Origin of the sequence: Nostoc sp. CmiVER01, assembly GCF_034531135.2 — a bacterium.
Lineage (GTDB): Bacteria > Cyanobacteriota > Cyanobacteriia > Cyanobacteriales > Nostocaceae > Nostoc.
Genome location: NZ_JAVRBU020000008.1, coordinates 381475 through 400748, shown reverse-complemented (window position 1 = coordinate 400748; position 19274 = coordinate 381475). Strand labels below are relative to the sequence as shown.

12 protein-coding genes and 1 pseudogene are annotated in these 19274 nt (G+C 40.2%); 2 read left to right on the top strand and 11 right to left on the bottom strand.

Going from position 1 to position 19274, the window contains the following annotated elements:
* Nucleotides 1-146: 146 nt before the first annotated feature.
* The 4 genes from RMZ43_RS16300 to RMZ43_RS16285 all read right to left on the bottom strand — a co-directional run bounded on the left by RMZ43_RS16300 (nucleotide 147) and on the right by RMZ43_RS16285 (nucleotide 4137).
* Entirely contained in the window at nucleotides 147-995 is an 849-nt protein-coding gene (locus tag RMZ43_RS16300; RefSeq protein WP_322650192.1) for an acyl-ACP desaturase, read from the bottom strand.
* 43 nt (nucleotides 996-1038) lie between these two features.
* Nucleotides 1039-1296, bottom strand: a complete 258-nt coding sequence (locus tag RMZ43_RS16295; RefSeq protein WP_322650191.1) for an acyl carrier protein — start codon at nucleotides 1294-1296, stop codon at nucleotides 1039-1041.
* Nucleotides 1297-1337: 41 nt separating this feature from the next.
* A complete protein-coding gene (locus tag RMZ43_RS16290; RefSeq protein ID WP_322650190.1) occupies nucleotides 1338-2186 on the bottom strand; it encodes a class I SAM-dependent methyltransferase in 849 nt (282 codons plus the stop codon).
* Nucleotides 2187-2307: 121 nt separating this feature from the next.
* On the bottom strand, nucleotides 2308-4137 hold the full coding sequence (locus tag RMZ43_RS16285; RefSeq protein WP_322652350.1) for a fatty acyl-AMP ligase: 1830 nt from the start codon (nucleotides 4135-4137) through the stop codon (nucleotides 2308-2310).
* Between the two features lie 628 nt (nucleotides 4138-4765).
* Between RMZ43_RS16285 and RMZ43_RS16280 the strand changes: the two genes are divergently transcribed.
* Nucleotides 4766-4891, top strand: a complete 126-nt coding sequence (locus RMZ43_RS16280; RefSeq protein WP_322652349.1) for a hypothetical protein — start codon at nucleotides 4766-4768, stop codon at nucleotides 4889-4891.
* 47 nt (nucleotides 4892-4938) lie between these two features.
* On the opposite strand, the gene RMZ43_RS16275 is transcribed toward RMZ43_RS16280, so the two are convergent.
* Nucleotides 4939-5487 (bottom strand): CVNH domain-containing protein, encoded by a 549-nt coding sequence (locus RMZ43_RS16275; protein WP_322650187.1) that lies wholly within the window; start codon nucleotides 5485-5487, stop codon nucleotides 4939-4941.
* Between the two features lie 618 nt (nucleotides 5488-6105).
* Between RMZ43_RS16275 and RMZ43_RS16270 the strand changes: the two genes are divergently transcribed.
* Entirely contained in the window at nucleotides 6106-6993 is an 888-nt protein-coding gene (locus RMZ43_RS16270; RefSeq protein ID WP_322652348.1) for a DUF928 domain-containing protein, read from the top strand.
* A gap of 36 nt (nucleotides 6994-7029) precedes the next feature.
* Here the strand turns inward: RMZ43_RS16270 and RMZ43_RS16265 are convergent, their stop codons facing one another.
* From RMZ43_RS16265 to RMZ43_RS16240, 6 genes and pseudogenes are all read right to left on the bottom strand, one after another.
* Nucleotides 7030-9654: a CHAT domain-containing protein gene (locus RMZ43_RS16265; protein WP_322652347.1), complete on the bottom strand. Its 2625-nt coding sequence runs from the start codon at nucleotides 9652-9654 to the stop codon at nucleotides 7030-7032.
* Complete coding sequence (locus RMZ43_RS16260; RefSeq protein WP_322652346.1) at nucleotides 9620-12979, bottom strand: filamentous hemagglutinin N-terminal domain-containing protein; 3360 nt, start codon at nucleotides 12977-12979, stop codon at nucleotides 9620-9622. Before RMZ43_RS16260 ends, RMZ43_RS16265 begins: the two co-directional genes overlap by 35 nt.
* Before the next feature lie 695 nt (nucleotides 12980-13674).
* Nucleotides 13675-16107, bottom strand: coding sequence for a CHASE2 domain-containing protein (locus RMZ43_RS16255; RefSeq protein ID WP_322652345.1), 2433 nt, complete (start codon nucleotides 16105-16107; stop codon nucleotides 13675-13677).
* Nucleotides 16108-16159: 52 nt separating this feature from the next.
* A complete protein-coding gene (locus tag RMZ43_RS16250) occupies nucleotides 16160-17344 on the bottom strand; it encodes a DUF1822 family protein (RefSeq protein ID WP_322650182.1) in 1185 nt (394 codons plus the stop codon).
* A gap of 19 nt (nucleotides 17345-17363) precedes the next feature.
* Complete coding sequence (locus RMZ43_RS16245) at nucleotides 17364-18533, bottom strand: sigma-70 family RNA polymerase sigma factor (protein ID WP_322652344.1); 1170 nt, start codon at nucleotides 18531-18533, stop codon at nucleotides 17364-17366.
* A 379-nt stretch (nucleotides 18534-18912) separates the two neighbouring features.
* Nucleotides 18913-19101 (bottom strand): annotated as a pseudogene (locus RMZ43_RS16240) (transposase); the annotation flags it as partial.
* Between the last annotated feature and the right edge of the window lie 173 nt (nucleotides 19102-19274).

The following is a 19274-nucleotide window of genomic DNA, read 5'->3' as shown; positions in this document are numbered from 1 at the left end:
TTTATTGCACCGACTTACTTAGGTAACTATAGAACTAATATTTGATTTATGAAAAAGCTTGGTACAGATCGAAAAGCCTAATTCCCTACTCCTTACTCCCCACCCACATAGATAATTTCAAAAATCAAATACGATTCCTATATGCTTTACCTCATTACTACCACTTGCTTATCTGTAGATAAGGAAGAAGCAGGAGATGATTCGTTAATCTTCTTTTGGTGCATGAGTTTGACTAGCTCTCGACGGCTTGTACCTACAGCCTTCAGGATAGGGAAAATACCACGTTCCAAAAATTGTTGAGAAGAAATACCAACACCATCAGTATCAAGACGCTGCTCATACTCAGGAATCAAATCCACTCCAGGCATTTGAAAGTGATAAACAACGTGGGCAAGGTCAGACAGAGTTCCTTCTCGGTCTTCTTCCATTTCCAATTGCAGAACCTTAATATAAAAACCCATGTGAGCAGCTTCATCTCGACTCACATAGAAATATATCTTTTCCAAAACTTCATCAGCTTCTCGTCGGGCCTTCTCTAATTGAGCGCGATAGATGAGAAATGTAGCAGACTCTTGCAATGCCCCATAACAAGTTATTTGCCGTCGTGTATGAAATGGTAAATTCCAAACTTTAGCAAAAATCTGCTTTTCAAACTCCGCGTATTGCTCTTGTGTACGTAGACCTGAACGAATTAAGTACTCGCGAAAAGTCAACCCATGCTTAGATTCTTCATAACCCCAGTTGGCTTGAAACCAAGCATGCCCGAAAATGGAACGGGTCAAATTAAAACCATTAGCTGTATAATCTGGAACATACAATTCGACTCCACAAAAAGTCTCAACACAGATAGCATTTTCCTCGGTATTTTTTGATGGTTCTAGTTTCTCCCAAGGAATATCGTTGAGTGGATGCCAACGGCGTTTCCGCTCGGCTATATCAAAAAATTCCATATACGCACGATACATACTTTCCTGATGCGTCAATGAAGCAGCCATTCTGAACCTCCTGATTTCGATCTATTCTTGATTAGTTAATGTTTTATGCCGCTAGCTTTGTATATTGACTAATTAGATTAACAAAGCCTTTGATATTGCCAATCTGTGCTAACTCGTCATCTGCAAATTGTATATGTAACTTCTCTTCGATATATCCCGCCATTTCTAAAGCCACTATTGAACTGACACCAAACTCACTTAATGCGCTGTTGATGGTTAAATCTTTTACGGCTAGTGCTTGCTCTGGAGATGCAAACTCAAAAGCTTCTTGAATTAAGCTCAAAATTTCATCGTTTCTCATTATTTGTTCTTACTCCTATCATCAGTAACTTGATTTAGCTATCAATCAATTCGGCGTAAAACTATCTGTGCCAAAGACTGGTAACTTTTTTCAAATGCCATGACACAAACGCTCAAATATCTTTCATATTCAGTAAATTTTTCATCTCCCCAACGTTGGCGAATCAGCACCTCATGATTTTTTAGCCGTCGCAACCATTCTGCTGTAGTTTTCGCATAGTGTTCTCGTCGGGTTTTGACCTCCATCACTTCCCAGTAAGGATTTACAGATGCAACAATCGCTTCTAAGCGTGGTGTAATGGCTCCCGGAAAAATATTTGATGTTAACCAACTAATTTCTCGAATATCATATCGCTCTCGCGGAACGCGAAAGCCAATCACGCTTTGCAGACCAAACCAAGAACCAGGGTTTGTCCACTCCCAAGCTCGCCGAAAGTAATCTCGATAAATTGATATGTGTTCGCCAGTACGTGCTTGTTCTGGTGTGGCAATATGTTCAAACATCCCGATACTAACGATTGCATCAAACTTTTCTTTCGGTTGATAATCTATATACGAGACACATTCTACAGAGAGTCCGGGAATAGATTCAGCTTTAATTTGAGAGTATTGAGCACGAGATAAAGTAATGCCAGTTACATCTTTTAATCCCATTTCTTGTGAGAAAAACTTGATAGTTCCTCCCCAACCACAGCCAATATCTAACAACCGCTTATCTGGATTAGCTTTGACCGCTTCATGAAACCATTTGAGCTTGTTGAACTGAGCAGTCTCTAAGTCATCAGTTCCTTCAAACAAAGCACACGTATAGATCATGCGTTTGTCTAACCATAACCGAAAAAAATCATTAGAAACATCATAGGAAACGGCAATCTCTGCTTGTGTAGACACTGTAAGATCCTTCGATTAATTCAATAGGTTTGTAAATCTTGCTCACTCTGCACAAAGTGGCATATAACATTGATATTTGTGCTGGACTAAAGCAGCTCTATATATTTTTTAAGACTGTTTCTCACTTCTGGCTTGATTGCAGATTTTGCCATAAGGTTTCTACCTCTGTTTCTAAAGAACGGAATTTAATTTTGTGTTGAGGATTAACACACCAATCTGCTACTACATCTAGAGATCCACCGATAAATGCTTCCCGACAAGCACTACGTTGAACTTTACCACTAGAAGTTTTAGGCAAACTACCAGTTTTTAGTAGTAAGACTGCATAAGTTTGTAAATCATGTTGTTCTGACACGGCTTGCACAATTGTTCTAATAATTTCATCAGCATTGAGTTTACGAAGGTAATTACGTTCTATTTCCTGAGCAATAACGAGTCTTTCTTGATTTGCGATATCAATGGAAAATGCTATTCCAGAGTTAGGACGGAGTGCTGGATGACATTTTTCTACAGTCATTTCGATATCTTGAGGGTAATGGTTGCGTCCGAGGATAATAATTAAATCCTTGAGGCGACCAGTAACAAACAGTTCACCATTCTCTAAAAATCCTAAGTCTCCTGTTCGCAAAAATGGGCCTTCTTTGGTATCTGGAAGATAGGCATTAAAAGTCTCTAAGGTTTGGGATAGCTTATGCCAATAACCCTGTGCAACACTTGATCCTGACACCCATATCTCCCCTACTTGATTAGGAGCGCAGAGGGTTTGAGGATTAACGATCGCAATTTTCTGATCAAGTTGGGTTTTACCACAGCCAACAAGTAATCGATCACCCTCTTGTTTACCATTGGCTGCTGTCACTTGATTTTTTTCTAATTTTGCTCCATCCACTGCTCGAATAATTGGCGCTGCTTTTTTTAAACCTCCTGAAACGAGTAAGGTTGTTTCAGCCATCCCATAACAAGGATAAAATGCTTCAGGGCGGAAACCACAAGGTTCAAAAGTAGCGGCAAAACGCTCTATAGTCTCGGCACGGATAGGTTCAGCACCGATAAAAGCAATATTCCAGCTACTTAGGTCAAGAGTTTCTTTTTGTTGAGGAGTAATCTGACGACAGGCGAGGTCATAAGCAAAATTAGGGCCTCCACTGGTGGTTGCTTGGTAGCGGGAAATAGCTTGTAGCCAACGCCAAGGCTTTTTGATAAAAGCTGTCGGTGACATGAGTGTGGCGGGAAAGCCTCCATAAAAAGGTTGTAAAATGCCACCAATTAATCCCATATCATGATAAGGTGGCAGCCAGATAACTGCATGGCTATTGGGTTGATGCTCAAAACATTGATAAATTACAGATAAATTGTGTAATAAGTTCCCATGACTAACCATAACTCCTTTTGGTGTTCCTGTTGAGCCGGATGTGTATTGAAGAAAGGCTAGTGTATTACTGTTAATGTGCGGTTGTTGCCATTTGTGAATTACGTCATCGAGAAGGGTATCTGTTGGTATCCAATGTAAGCTAGCTAATTCTGGGTTGTGTGCGAACTGCCGTTCTATATCAGTCAAGATAGAGGTGTTAGTGAGGGCTATTTTTGCTTGTGCATCTGTGGCAATAGCTTGTAGCCGAGGCATTGGTTTATTTAGTTTTGGCGGATAAGCTGGAACTGCTACGACTTGTGCGTATAAACAGCCGAAAAATGCTGCTATATACTCTATGCCTGGTGGATAAAGTAGTAATGCCTGTTCATTCTGAAGATGTAGTGACTGCAAATATGAAGCGATTATCCTAGCTCGCTGGTCTAGTACCTGATAACTTATGGTGATTTCTTCATTTTCCCCATCCTTGAGAAAAGTATAAGCGGTTTGGTTAGGTTGTTCCTTAGCTCTGTATTGTAATAAATCAACCAAAGTCGAAAAATTAAGTAAATTGCTTGATAATTTAGACACATTAGTAGCCATAACGTTTTCTTGCTGAGTGTTGATAAATCAATATATTCCTAGAAAATGGAAAAAACATTTTTAATAAGTTTGAATAATTTTACGTATGTAGGCATCACCCGAACAGCGAAATAATTATTTTTTGTGTCAACTACCGTGAATTAAGAGGCATGGAGAAAAACTGACTCACTTACAGGATTGAAATTTCCGAAGATATCGCTGAACTTAAACAAAATTCATTTTGGGCGACGGACGCGGCGGAACAAGTATTTTTCCTACGAGACGCGCAAGGGACATGAAGGATATTGGATTATATGGGTCTAACTGGGTCGATTTTATGGAAAATTCTTATGAGTTGGTGGCAGAGTTAATGACACTAGCTCCTAATAAGCGTAAGTATTATCAACAAGGAGAAAGAGCTATGAGGCTTATTTTATTTGCATCTTAGCCCTTGTTGTTCCCCTGTAAGATTTAGAACACATTATTAGGCATAACGATAACCCTTATATTACAAGGGAAGACTCAGATTTTTTAGCTCCCATTCAACCAAGTATTACACGGCAGAGTGAGTCACATCAGATATTTAATACCACAAGCGCTAAACAATCTGTCGGTTTGCCACTGACTTCAGAACTTGAAATTTTATGCGATGCCTTCGGCGCGGCGTAGCCATCGCATTTTGTCCCAACTGAAGTTAGGGAATCTTGCTACTGGGTATAAAACTGCTCTGAAAATTCTCAATCGTTTCATTGCTGAACTAATCGGTTTAGTTTAGCTGTTTGAAGAATTCGACAAGGGTATCCGTATCCCGACCGAACCCCTTTAACGATCAATTGCCAAAACACCATTTTGATTACTAATTTTGTCATCAAGATTGAGACCAGTGCCAACCCAGCCACCTCTACCGTCTCCACAGCTAGCTACCATCAGCTGACCGCCAAACTGGGGATATTTAACGGAGCGACAAGAAACGTGAAAACCACCACCGCCTAATGCCCATTCTAATCTACCACCGTAGTTGGCAATATAATCTGAAATTCTTAATCGAGATTGAACCTTTGAACCGTTTGCCCTTGTACAAAGTGCATTCAAGTAAGCACCGTCTGGGGCGATAGATACCTGTCTATTTACACATGATCTTGAAAAACCACCCGCTAGTGCAGCATCAGGTTTGATAAAAGGAGCAGCCAAAAGCACAAAAGACAAAACACCAATACTTTTCAAAGGAGTCTTTAAGTTTCTCAACATGGTGGAATACCTTTGTATGTGGATAGAACGTTGTGATTTAGCAAGACCCTGCCGTGCTACTGAGTCTTTCAACGGTTCACTGGGTAATTGTTCGAGAGCCGTTGTTTTATTTGTTGTGATCATGTGTTTTCTCCTTGATTGAACTTCAAATCTTGATCGTTTCTGTGTTTGGAATTTGGATAATTTGTTTGACTTCAAGCTGTGTTTGCTCAATTAATACTCTAAATAAATGGGATGAAGCTAAAGTAACCTGTGCCAAGTTAATAGAACTTACGCATTGACAGAAAGTTGTATAGTCTGCACTTGGTACAGGTGGTACAGGTACCCTCTCCTCTGATTCTTAATTGGTAGCAGTGATATTGGTTTATTCACTGAGGAAAATCAGGAGCTTTTAGCTGAACCTTCTAATTCTGAATTGGTAGCAGTGAGATGAGTTTATTCACTATCTGGAGTCTCTTGGTGGCTCTAGATAGGTGCAAAGCAATGCTGAGTCTTGATTAGCAGGAAAAATCAACTATAAGTCTTGAGCTTTCAATGACGGTTAGCTTAATTTTTTGAACCTAATTTCAACCTTAATATACTTGACAAAATGTCTACTTTAAAAATGAAAATTATTTTTTGCAAGTCATATCAGTAGCTAAAAATTTGTTGATATCCTCGCTTATGCATAAATTGATTGTGCTGATACCTATAGTTAATAGAGGATTGCAAGCTAAATTTCCTTTTTAATAGGAGAGTAAAATGTTTAAGAGTATCTATGCGTTTATACTGGTAGCATCTAGCAATATGAAATGGATGCTAACAATTGCTCTGATCTTGAGCAGCGTCACCTATTATCCAACAAAGGTAACAGGCCAAACTAAACAACCAGCAACGACCAAGCAGCCTGTGCCACCAAGCAAAGGTAGGACTTTACCTCAACAACCTATTTCTCGACCAGTTTTTATTTTGCCAAAAGCACCTACTTCATTAAGTCCTATATCTGGGCGTAGAGCAGGAATGGGTAGTCGAGATAATTGTCCTGCGGTTCCAACCCCCCTCACTGCCTTAGTACCATTTCAAGAGGAACAAAAGGTTGGGGAACAGAGAAACAAGTCAATTATCGGGATTGTAGAGGGACTAACCACTTCAGAACGGCCTACGTTTTGGTTTTATATCCCTTACACTAAGGATTTGTCTAACTCAAACGCTGAATTTAGCGTACAGGATAGCGCCGAAAATGATGTTTATAGAAATGCGATTGCCCTACCTTCAAAGCCAAGTGTCATTGGTATTTCTTTCCCTAGTACTGCTTCGTTAGAAGTAGATAAGACATATCGCTGGTATTTAAAAGTATATTGTAACAAAGAGGCGGCAAGCATTCCTGTATATGTAGAAGGGGACATTAAAAGAGTTAATTTAGATTCTCGTGTTATCCAACAAATAGAAGCCGCAAATGAGCCTCGGCAGAAGATTATAATCTATGCTGAAAAAGGGATTTGGTTTGACGCTTTAAATATGCTAGCACAAATACGCATTTCTAATTATAGAGATGCATCTGTTGAAGAAGATTGGCAAAGTTTATTGCGATCCATCAACTTGGATAATATTGCTACGATGCCTCTAATAAAATTACCAAACCCCGAATAATTTCATATCCAGTAAAGTATCTATAAGCCTAGATTTCTACAACCAATTACCAACTATAACGTAGGGTGCCCAGTACATCGGGCGGTTATACTCATGAGCTTCAAGTAATTTTAATTGAGCAAACCGTAAAGCCTCTGCTGTAGTTTTACCAGTCACTAACTGGTGGTAAAATTCCTCAATAAACAAAGCTGTGGAATTATCACCAATTTGCCATAGGGAGGCTAAAGTACTCCGCGCACCTGCACGCAGGGCAACTCCTGCTAATCCCAAAGCAGCTCGGTTATCTCCTGCTGCGGTTTCGCAAGCACTTAAAACAAGTAATTCAACTGGCTCTGTTCGTTTTTGCTCTCTACTTTTGAGCAAGCTATCTAATTCACTCACATTGATGCGTCCATCAGCTGCTAAGATAAAAGTGTCTTTTGCTTTAGAGCTAAATTGCCCATGAGTTGCAAAGTGAACAACTCTAAAAGGTTGAGCATTGATAGTTTTTGCTAAATTTGTACTAGTAAAATTTTTATCTAATAATGTAGTTGTCGATACGCCTGACTCTTGAATTAATTTCAGTTCAATCACAACGTTAGGAAGTGGTGCAAACTTTTCATTTTTGGGAGGTTGTGATAGTCCTCCAACCAGGGCATTTAATTTTTTGTGGGCTAAAAGTTTGGGAATAAATAGTTGCAGTCCAGGGCTAATAGCTACAGAGTATTTTTGGACTAAATACAATGTGCCATCATACAATGCAGACATCGGGATATTTCGCAGTAACCCATCTGGAATAAAGACTAAAGTATTAACTTTACTATTTTTGAGGTCTGTCTCAACTGGTTTGATTAACCAATTATAAAGCTGTTGAGAAGCTGCTTTAAATTTCTGATTAGCATCGGGTTCGACTATTGTCTCTCGTATTTTTGTAATAACTTGCTCTACTTGCTGACGATTGACTTTAGAAGTTTTATGTATCAACGGTTGATTCGGAAGTTTGACAATAATTTCTAAATAATTATCTAGAATAATCGGGTAGAAAATAGCAGTATTCGGGTTGTCGCGGTCTACTAATTTGTCTAGCACCACAAATTGATTGTTCAAGCAAGCTTCTCGGAAAAAATTGTCGAGTTCTGCAAGTTGCAAGGCTTCAATTCGCTGTCGTGCCTTATCTAAATCTGGTTTTCCTTTTCCAATCTCTTGTAAAAGCAACTCTACAGACTGCCGATAAAGAGGTTCTATGCGATCGCGAAAATTGAACTGCACGTCTCGATTAACCGCAACTAAATCGCTGCGAAGAGACTGAAGACTTGTTACGGCAGCATCATAAGCAGATATGGCGGCTTCGGTATTTCCCTGTGCTTTGAGTAAGCGTCCTAACTGCCACTCAAGGCGATAAGCTATATCTGAAGCATCGATTCTTTGCGCTAGAAACAACGCTTGCTGCGTCAAATCCTGTGCTTCTTGCAATTGTTGGTTCTGCTCGTAAACTTCTCCCAAGCTGCCCAATGCATAGGATTGGGCCCGTTCATCGCCGATTATTTTGGCTTGCTGAACGCTAGTTGCCAGAATCTCTGCAATATCTTTTTTATTACCAATTGTGGTCAAAGTCTGAGCAAAATTGATCCGTGCATAAATACCAGCTTGATTGGTGGGCAGATTCGGTAATTGAGATTGGATTGTGGGTATTAATGATTTTGCCTCCGTGATGCGTTCGTTTTCGACAAACAAACTCAGCTGATTAATCAGGGCTTGAACTTTGGTAAGAGGGTTTGGTGCAATTTTGGCAGCGTTTTCATAATGAGCGATTGCCTCTTTAATATTACTTAACGACCTAGCAGTATTACCGAGGCTAAATTCCGTCAAACTAATTTCGAGAGGCAGTTGTAGACGTTGAGCTATTTCTAAGCTTTGTTGTAAGTTTTTCTGGGATGACTCTAGTTCGCCTAATTGTTGTAAGACATTGCCAAGCGATCGCAAAGCTGTTACTTTTACAATCGAGTCAGGTTGGGAAATTAATTTTTGAGATAATTCATTCAATATATTTAAGCTACGGCGGTAAAAACCAGCAACTCGTAAGGCTTGTGCTTGGTTAATATGACTGCGCGTTACTCCAACATTGTCACCTAATTTCTTCCAGATTTGCTCTGCTTGTTGTGATGTTTTTATAGATGCATCAGTTTGTCCGTCTGCCAGTTGCAATTCGCCCTGAGTATTTAGAGTTTGTGCAAGAATTTCTAACAATTCAGATTTTGGATTGTTAACATTTAACTTTTGATTTGTCTTATCCCAGCCAAGTAAATTTAAGCTATTGTCAATAGTTGCATAAGCTTCTTTCCGCGAGCCGAGTTGCTGGTATACAAGAGAGAGGTTAGTCAGCGCTGCGGCTTGTGCGAGGTTATTGCTTTCTTGTTGATAGATACGGACAGCTTGTTGAAGAACATTTATCGCTTCAGCAAAGCTTCCTGCTTGATAAAGTGCTTCTCCTTGCTCAAGAAGTGCCTGTGGTTTTGTAGCTGGGGGTTTATTGGTTTGGATGTGAAACCCGTTTGGTGAATTTGTCTTTTGTTGTTTAGCGAATGTGCTAGGGATAATAGTCAGGAAAACAGCAAGGGTAAATAGGAGTACGGGAGTTATCGCAAATCTAATTACTCGCTTTGGCAGCTGAAGTTTTGCCATATTTCACACCTCCCTGAGATACAGAACAGTCAGCAGGTGTTTGCCAAGGGCTGCGGGGATTGAGTTGAGGAACTTGTGCTACTAGTTCTATATGTCCATTGTTATCAATTACCCAGCCAGAAGCTTCCACGATTGGAATTGTAGCAGCAATTTTAGGAGTAGTTGATGCTGTTGGTTGTGGCACAGGTGTTGTGTGTGCTAAGTTTTCTGGTTGTGGTCTCAATCTTACCCAACCTGATAGAGTACTTGAATCTTGTAATGGCTCGGTAGGATTGATGGGTAGTCCCCCGCGTCCAGTAATCACAAATCGGTTTTGGGCATAATCTGGACTATAGCAGCCTTGAGTTACTTGGGTGTCAACTGGTGTTATTGGCAATTGCACTAAGCCATTGTTAGGGTCAACATCTGGGGTGTTAAGTTCTACAGTGCCTTGTCTACCAAATTCTGAACTAGCAGTGATGTCACTCAAAGAAGTTGGACTTTCACGGAACTCAATACCATAAATGCCAGTGGCTTGAATATCCACTCTCCCACCACTGCCTGTAAAAGCATTGGCAGTGATGTCACTATTTTCATTTGGAACAGCGACGATGAAACCATTGGGAGCATTGATGGTGATATTGCCACCATTACCACCAAACTGCTCAATGCCGGCAGTGGTGGTGATTTTACTGCGATCGCGTAGAAATAACAACTTTTGTAGGTTAAGAGTGATATCACCACCAGTATTACTGCGAGTTGCGGCAGAGATTGTGCCTCGATCTAATGTGAGGAAGTCAGCAGCCAATTGGATATTACCGCCAATACCTTCTCCCTGACTGTCAACGGCAATTGCAGCACCATCTCGAATTGTCATGATTGTGGGGTCTATGATGATACTACCGCCATTACCAATAGAACCTTCACTGGTATTGGCAAATAGACCAGTTTTTAAACCAGAGAGGGTAATGTTGTCTTTGATCTGGAATGTAATATTACCAGCGTCGGATTCACCAGAAGTGATGGTGGATACTTGACTACCATTACTAGCCTCAAAAGTGTTAGCAATAATGCTGACACTACCTGCATTCCCTTTTCCAAACGTACTGGCACTCACTTGGGCACCATTGGTTACTTCTAGTGAGTCAGTGGTAATTGATATACCTCCGGCGTTGCCCTTTGCTCCAGGCTTGACTTCGCTGAATGCCCCACTAAGATATCCATACTTACTACCTTCACCATCAAACTTGATAGTATCACTAGCAATAATGCTGACACTGCCTGCATCCCCTTTTCCTTCAGTACTAGCATCAAGTCGGGCACCATTGGTTACTTCTAGTGAACCAGTTTTAATCAATACACCTCCGGCGTTGCCCTCTGTTCCAGAGTTGACAACTCGGCTGTATGCACCACTGTTAAATTTATCCTTGCCTTCACCATCAAACTTGATAGTATCACTAGCAGTAATGTTGACACTGCCTGCATCCCCTTTTCCAAAGGTACTGGCACTCAGTAGGGCACCATTGGTTACTTCTAGTGAACCTGTGGTAATCGATACACCTCCGGCTTTGCCCTCTGCTTTAGGGTTGACTCGGCTGTATGCCCCACTGTCAGATCCATTGTTAGCTTCACCATCAAACTTGATAGTATCTCTAGCAGTAATGATGACACTGCCTGCATTTCCTTTTCCATCCGTACTGGTACTCAGTACGGCACCATTGGTGATTTCTAGTGAGCCTGTGGTAATCGATACACCTCCGGCATTGCCCTCTGCTCCAGAGATGACTTCGCTAAATGCCCCACTATTAGATCCATCGTTAGCTTCACCATCAAACTTGATAGTATCTGTGGCAGTAATGTCGATAATGCCTGCATCCCCTTTTGCAAACGTATTGGCATCAAGTCGGGCACCATTGGTCACTTCTAGTGAGCCTGTCTTAATTAATACACCTCCGGCCTTGCCCTCTGCTCCATAGAAGACTCGGCTATATGCCCCACTGTAAAATCCACCCTGACCTTCACCTTTACCATCAAACTTGATAGTATCACTAGCAGAAATGGTGACACTGCCTGCATTCCCTTTTCCACCAAAGTTACTGGCACTCAGTAGGGCACCATTGGTCACTTCTAGTGAGCCTGTCTTAATTAATACACCTCCGGCCTTGCCCTCTGCTCCATAGAAGACTCGGCTGTATGCCCCACTGTCTTTACCATCAAACTTGATAGTATCTCTAGCAGTAATGTTGACACTGCCTGCATCCCCTTTTCCAAATGTACTCGCACTTAGTAGGGCACCATTGGTAACTTCTAGTGAGCCTGTGGTAATTGATACATCTCCGGCTTTGCCCTCCCCGTTTTCTTCTACTCTGCTACTAACTAAACTGTTATTCAAGACGACAGTATCAGTAGCATTAACTTTAATATCTCCTGCCGTAGCCGTTGCTGTACCCAAACCTGACTTAATCCCAGCAACAAGTTGACTTTGTTGTTTTAAATCTAAATTCCGAGCATTGACTGTAATTGAGCCTCCCCCACCAGCACGCACATCCACAACTGCGCCATTACTCAAAGAGATATCGGCTCTTGGTACATCATTAGGGATGTTCAAACTCAGGTCTTGACTATCAACATTTAATCCCACAATCCCATTACCAGAGACTCCTGCCAATTCCACTAGCCCACCTAAAGCATTCAAGGAGCCACCATCAAGGACGATATCTCCACCTACTAACAACAAACTTCGTCCATCTGGGACTCTCAGCCCTTTAAGATTATTTCCCGCATTGGTGGTTGACCTATTCTCAATTTTGGCAGTTTGCAGTTGATTGAAAAACAGTGCAGAAGGATTGATTGCTAGTAATTCAGAGGGAGGTTGAGGATTGGTGGCGCTGAAGGTGCTACCATCGCTCCATTTGAAACTGCTGGCTGTGGTTGCTAAAAATGAACCACCAATATCTAATCGTGCATTCGCTCCAAAGATAATGCCATTGGGATTAAGCAGAAATAGGTTAGCTGTGCCGTTGGCTCGGATTAAGCCATCAATATTAGAAAATGACTTACCTGTTACTCGTGTCAGGATGTTCTGAATATTGGGTGCATTATTGAACAAAGCAGTACTGCCATTGAGAACAGAGAACTCCGCAAAGCTGTGGAACAGATTAGCACCTCTTGTTGTTCCACCCTCAATAATGCTGGTATTGCCCTCTAATTTCACATTGGAATTATTTGGCAGAGTGCCGTCTGGGGTGATTTGGGCAACTGAGATATTTGCATATAAGGGAATGGCGCTGACAATGGCAATTCCTAGACCTTGCCACCAGTACAAACGCGCAGTTCTAAAAGACATTGCACTCTCCTATAGAAAAGGAAATTTAGCTTGTCAGCCGAAATCTTCGTAGAAATGTTAGGACTTACACATTGACAAAACAGACAAAAATTGAAGTAAAAAAAGGAAAAAACAGCCGATGCCGTAGATATTTATTTCTTCAAGTAGCTCGTGACTTTATCCTCGAACATCTAAAACAGAAAGTGGGATAAAATTCACATAGTCAGTTTGTTGTCAATGCGTAAGTTCTATAAGTATCAGTACAAGCAACTTATGCACAAGAAAGAATATTACCAAATTGGCGTTACTAAATCAAGTGAATAATACCAACATCATGTGACTGCTACCAATTAAGAATCATAAGGTAAAGCTAGCTAAAAATGCCTGATTGCCAACAGTGAATAAAATCATCTCACTTGCTATCAATTAAGAATCAGAGTATGACTATGGCTCATAGTAGAGATTTTCAACGAGCAACACCATTTTTTACACTAAAAGATAGAACATTAGTTAAAATTTTCATAAATTCAGCACAGGTAAAATACATATTTTTAGCAGATTCTAACAAATAAATTATATTTGGAGGTTATGTAATTTAGATTGATACAAAAAGTTTAAATTAAGCTATTGAAAGTAGAAAACAAGAATTTAGTTAGGAGATTATTAAATGCCATATCAATTAAATTGACGTTATTTTTTGCTTGTAAAGGAAAATTTTATTCAACTAAAGGTCGTGGAACCGTGAAAAATTCCTGACGGCGTTGAATTAATATAACAACAACACCGCTTGCAACCATAGCAATAACTGAGGGAATAAGTGGCAGCCATAGCCCTTGTTTTAAAAGAGCGATCGCACAAGCTCCATATAAAATGATAACTATCGCAAATATAGCGCATCCCTTATTGAGTAGTGAATGACGCACGCGCCCAACCATCAAACCAGACACACTCGACCATGCCCATATCCAGAGAATATCGCCCCAGAAAGGCAAAACCCAAAGAATTGGACGCTCGTCTAAAACTGCGCTCAAAACTTGGCTAACCATTTGTGCTTGTATAAATACCCCTGATATTTCTTGATAATCTTGCTGTGCAGTACTGTAGGGAGTTGACCAAGTATCGCTGACAGTGTTAGCTGTCACTCCGATAATAACTACCTTATTTTTCACTAAATCGGGATTAACTTTATCACTCAAGACATCTGCTAAAGAAACTCTTTGGTAATCTGCATTACGGTAGTTGACAAGTATTTGAAATCCGCCTAAATCTACTCTTTGTTGATAGCCACCACTCCGACCAGGCTTTAAGCGTTTAAATACTTTAAAACCAAATTGTATATAATCTTCATTTAAATCAGGTTGAATATTTTTGTAAGATAAATAACGAGCAGCTAATTGCAGCGAAAGTGAGTAAGGCGTTGTACAAGCAGACGAAGGCTCTTGTGCCATCATCATAATTTGGCGACGAACGATACCATCTGGATCTTGAATTGCATCAGTAAAACCCTGACGTCCTACAGGGACTTTAAGAGGTGGTTTAACACCTTCGGGGTCGTGTTTACGATCTCTGCCTTTACAGACAACTACTATATTTTCTTTGCTCAATTCAGTAGCAAGTTGTATCGGCTTTGATTTATTTGATGGGTCAGCAAAATCTCTATAAATATCCAGTCCAATGACTCGTGGTTGATACTTTTGTAATTTGTTGAGTAATTGAGCTAACGTACTATTTGAAATAGATTTCACTCCTGTGGTCGTCTCTTGTCGGGATTGAATATCTTTTTCGGTAACTTCAACAACCAGCAATCTTTGATCCAAATCTTCCTTTGGTCGCAGGACGAAGATTTGGTTAAAAGTTTGCAGTTCAGCCTTTTCAAAAAACCCCAAGTATCTTAGACCTATCGTTGAAAGAGTCACAATAGCAGTACTCAGCAGTACAGTCCAAAGTTTGCACTTTTGAGTCACAATTGTGCTTTTGCTCTTTGTAGTCGAAATTCTGCTCTGAGTTGAAACTTCGCCGCGAGTCTTGGTGTCACTCCAACCACCGCGCAGTTCTTGCCAAGTTATCGGAACAGTTGTCGGATTCTGGCAAATCACTGGTAACCAACTAGCGCAAGGAAAGTCATTTTCCAATCCCTGAAGTCTTTCCCGCGCTTCTCGGACAGCCAGATAAAATGCCTTTCCACCCGCAAAAGCGACAAGGAAGTTTTTCAAAAACTCCTGTGCTACTAAATCTGGTACCCCTTCCCGCATTACAATCATTTGGGGAATGTTCAAATCAGCCAAATTTCGTGCCAAACCAATTCCATCACAGGAGTTGAAAATTGCCAGTTTTAAACCGCGTGTAATTGCTGTCTTCAGTGCATTTTTAAATTGGTAAATTGTTAGACTTTCTGTTTGATTGATGTGAATTTCCCCTACTTCCCCATTTGCAATACTAGCGCTATGTCCGGCAAAAAACAGAACATCCCAATTTTGAGTCCACAGTTGCTCGTCAAGTTCTTTTCGTGTAGGTTGGATAAGAAACGTAGTTTGAGTATCTATTAAATTTTGCAACCAAGAACGGTCTTTATCAATATCAATACCAAAACTATTACCGAGAATTGCTAAAATTTTGACTCGATCTGTGGAAGATTTTTGCACTACTTGCGGAGATGCATACTCATGATTGCTCAAAGCTAATTCAGCTTTCGGGTAATGCTCAAAAAAATCCCATAGATGCCAAGGTAGCCGATGTAGTAAAGTTATGTTTGTTTCAACAATAACTCTAATTTCATCATCTCGGCTAAGTAAAGTTCTTAACTGTCGTTCAATATTTTGGAAGGGTTCAGATTTCAACCAAGTATTTATATGTATTCGTAATTGATGACACACTTCATCGAAATCATTCACAGAAATATTGGTAATATCTTGTGAATGCACTTTTATACGTTGATTGCTGCCCAAACGTTGATGGACAGCTTCGTAGAGTAACTTCCATCTTCTGTATATATCGGAAAGTTCTGGTACTGCTGGCAGACTTCCTGTTATTTTAAATAATTGGTTGTTGTGCCAAAGTTGAGCCGTGACAACAGGAAATCCTTGATTTAAGTCTCCTCCCAAAAAGCTGAAGATAACTAGCTTACTCATTTTTTGTTTATTATTTGTCATTTGTCCTTTGTTGTTTGTCCTTATCCAATGATTAATGACCAATGACCGATGACTAAATAACAAAATTTTCTGTAATCTGGTAACTATCAAAAGCAATTTGGATGCTAAAACATTCTCCTACTTCTCCATCAAAGCGTTTTAATTGTATATAGTTATCTTGTTCTCTTGCTTGCACTTGCTGAATGATTTCCTTCGATTCTAAAAGTAAAGCTAACTTTATATTAACAGGTAGATAGAACTCTTCATTAGCAGGATGTAGTTGTACGCGAATACTAACTTGTTGGTTATCCTCTGGTATTAAGGCAACTAATAGCACCACTTTTTGAGACTCTATTTCCATTCCCAAATCAATCAGCTTGGCTCGTTTGATACTACTAACACCGAACCCAGAGCTACTCCTGAAATTAGAAGCTAGACTATTGGAATTGAAAAACAAAAATGTTTCTATTGCTTCCCAAGCATTATCGTATATACCTTCTAGCCAAAAACTGAGATTCACTCTCGCTTGGGAAGATTGTGGCTGCTGCCTTTGTTGATACAAGCGTTGCCGCCATTGCTCATTCTCTAGTAGCGCTCCCCAAGTTTTAAATGGCACTGCTAATCTAGAGAAACGAAAAGAGGCATTGCCTAACCGTTGCACAAGATTTTCTGCTTGCTTGGTAGATAATTGTGGTAATGGAGCTACAGCCGCTTTCATCTCTTCTTCTCTGCAAAATTGGTAACTCAAAGAGAAAGCATTGAGGTCTTTTGTCAAATGCTGTGCATCTATACAATAAGTTCTATCCACTGAGTCATAGTGAGCCAGAGATTTTAGTTCTTTATGGGTTGTGTAACCCCAAATTCTTACCCAATCGCTATTCGGTTTGATTTGCACTGCTAAATAGTAGTCTGCTGCCCAACTAAGAATATCTACCCATTCCTGAGGGACTTCTAACTCGCTATCATCAATTGCTTCACTGGGGATTAGCACGACTCGCTTCCCCTCTAACAAAATTGCTGTGCCATTGACAAATTCCCAGAAAGCTGGCGTACCAGGGAAACTGTACCAAACACTTGCTTTAGGAAAATCTTCAGTTGAGATCCAATCCAAGAACGCATGGAGACAAATTTGATTTATGTAAGCGCACCAGCGACTACTAGGCGTGGCATAAACTTGGCTTTGCTGCCAGGATTGCGCCTGAATTGCTGGTGATATTTCTGACAACCATTCTCTTGGATCTGCAAACGCGCAAGTCATTTTTACTACTTTATGAAAACTACAGATTTATGTTGTACTTACGATACTGGTTTCTCAACCATTCTTCCAAAGCAAAACTCATATCTTTAATTTGGTTGGAGTTGACAGAAATATTCAAATCCTGGCTCCACTTAATCAGCGCTGCTAGTATTGATTCTCTACCTTTAACCAGTCTACGAGACACCGTAGGCTGACTCATTTGCAACTGTTGCATAATTTGCTGCTGAGTTAGTCCCTGTTCGTAATAAAGCTTAAGTACTTCTTGGGATTTTACATCCATATTCTGTAAAGCTTTTAACATGACATTAGACATCTGAGATATTTGGTTTTGTCGATTTTGGATATCCTCTTCGGCTATCATATTAGCCATTGGCTCCTGGGAGGATGGGTCTGGCAAATCAAATGTTACTGTCGTGTCATCATTTTGCTCGAAAGCATTTAGAGATTTCACAGGTGGAAACAAATAAGCTCGCACGTAGAGAGCTGTCTGGGTTAACCACTGTTCAATTGTCTCGGCGTTGCGTTGCTCAGTAGGTTGAGTGATTTGGCTTTGGCGTTGGTAATTGTATAGGTTAGCAATAGCTTCCCAAAGCTGACGATTCGGTTCTGGTAACTGACTGTTACCTCCTAGTTGCTTTTGGACGTACAGTTCGTTGAAACAAGTCCAAGCTAAACGATATTGAGCAATTGCACTTTGTGATAATCCAGCTTCATTAAGAGCTTCACTAAGCAGCTTTTTGCTCACTTTGCGTAACAATGCCCAATTGGTGCAAATATCAGCTTCCCTGCGTTGACGTAAAATATCTCTCAGCCGACTGGGTATTGCCATCATGGCGTAAGCTTTTAAGCTAGAAGATTTTTCTAGGTTGAAGTCTTTAAGAATTGTTTCGACTTCTGCGATCGCCATTTGGAAGTAATCAGCAAGTATGTATTGGCTGAAATTAAATTTAGCAAATGTTTTTGAAGCCGCCCAATAACATGGTTCTTGTAAATAAGCTAACAAATGCATCAAAGCAAGGTTATCAAACCCAGAGCGCCATTGCTTGTACCAGTAAAGCGCCCAAAAGTTTTCTGATTTAAGTGCTGATGACGAACGCTCCAAGTGATTTTGGATATTTCTATACAGTTTGGGATCGGTCGACCATTTGCTGAATCTGCCTCTTTCCAACTGCACGAATGTTGAAAACATATCCGTAATTTCTTGGCGAGGACGCATAAGCAATTTAAAATATAAATTGAAGTGGGACTGAAGCAACTAAGTAGATAGGCACAAATAAATATAACTATCTAAAGAAAACTAAAACGCCTAAAAGTCTTTACCTTCGGCATAGCTGCTTTGTCTCAAGGATAACTATCTACATATACCTATTTATCACCTATCTTTAAGATATTATCCTACATCAGTAACATTACTAAGCTTACAGAGCATAACAATTTCTCAGTTTCAACTCTTTCTCCAATTCGGTAAAAATACATCAATATCTGACTTTCCCGTTCAGTCTCAAAAAGCTTGCTCACAAGGGATTTATAGAAAAGCACAGTAGAGCGCAGAACTTTTGTATAGTAAACTTTTCAACCGTTTTTACCGACTGACTATCTGCGGCGAACGCGGTAGCTTGTGTTGATTTACCCAGTTTTGTGCGAACTTGACCGCGCAGGGTATGGTTTAGTTTTTTCCAGACTCACTTGCGCTGCCATTTGCGGTAGTAACTGTAAACTGTTGAACTGGGTGGAAACTCCCCTGGAAGCATATTCCATGCACGAGTATATGCTTTCTTTGTTAACGATGTAATGTCTGCATCTTCATCACTAGAAACAACTACTTGTTCAGCACATTCCTTTGCTTTAGCAGGTTCTACTTCCAACTTCAAAAGCTCAAGAATTACATAATTTAGCTTCGCTGATACTTTCTGATGAATCTCTTGCTTTC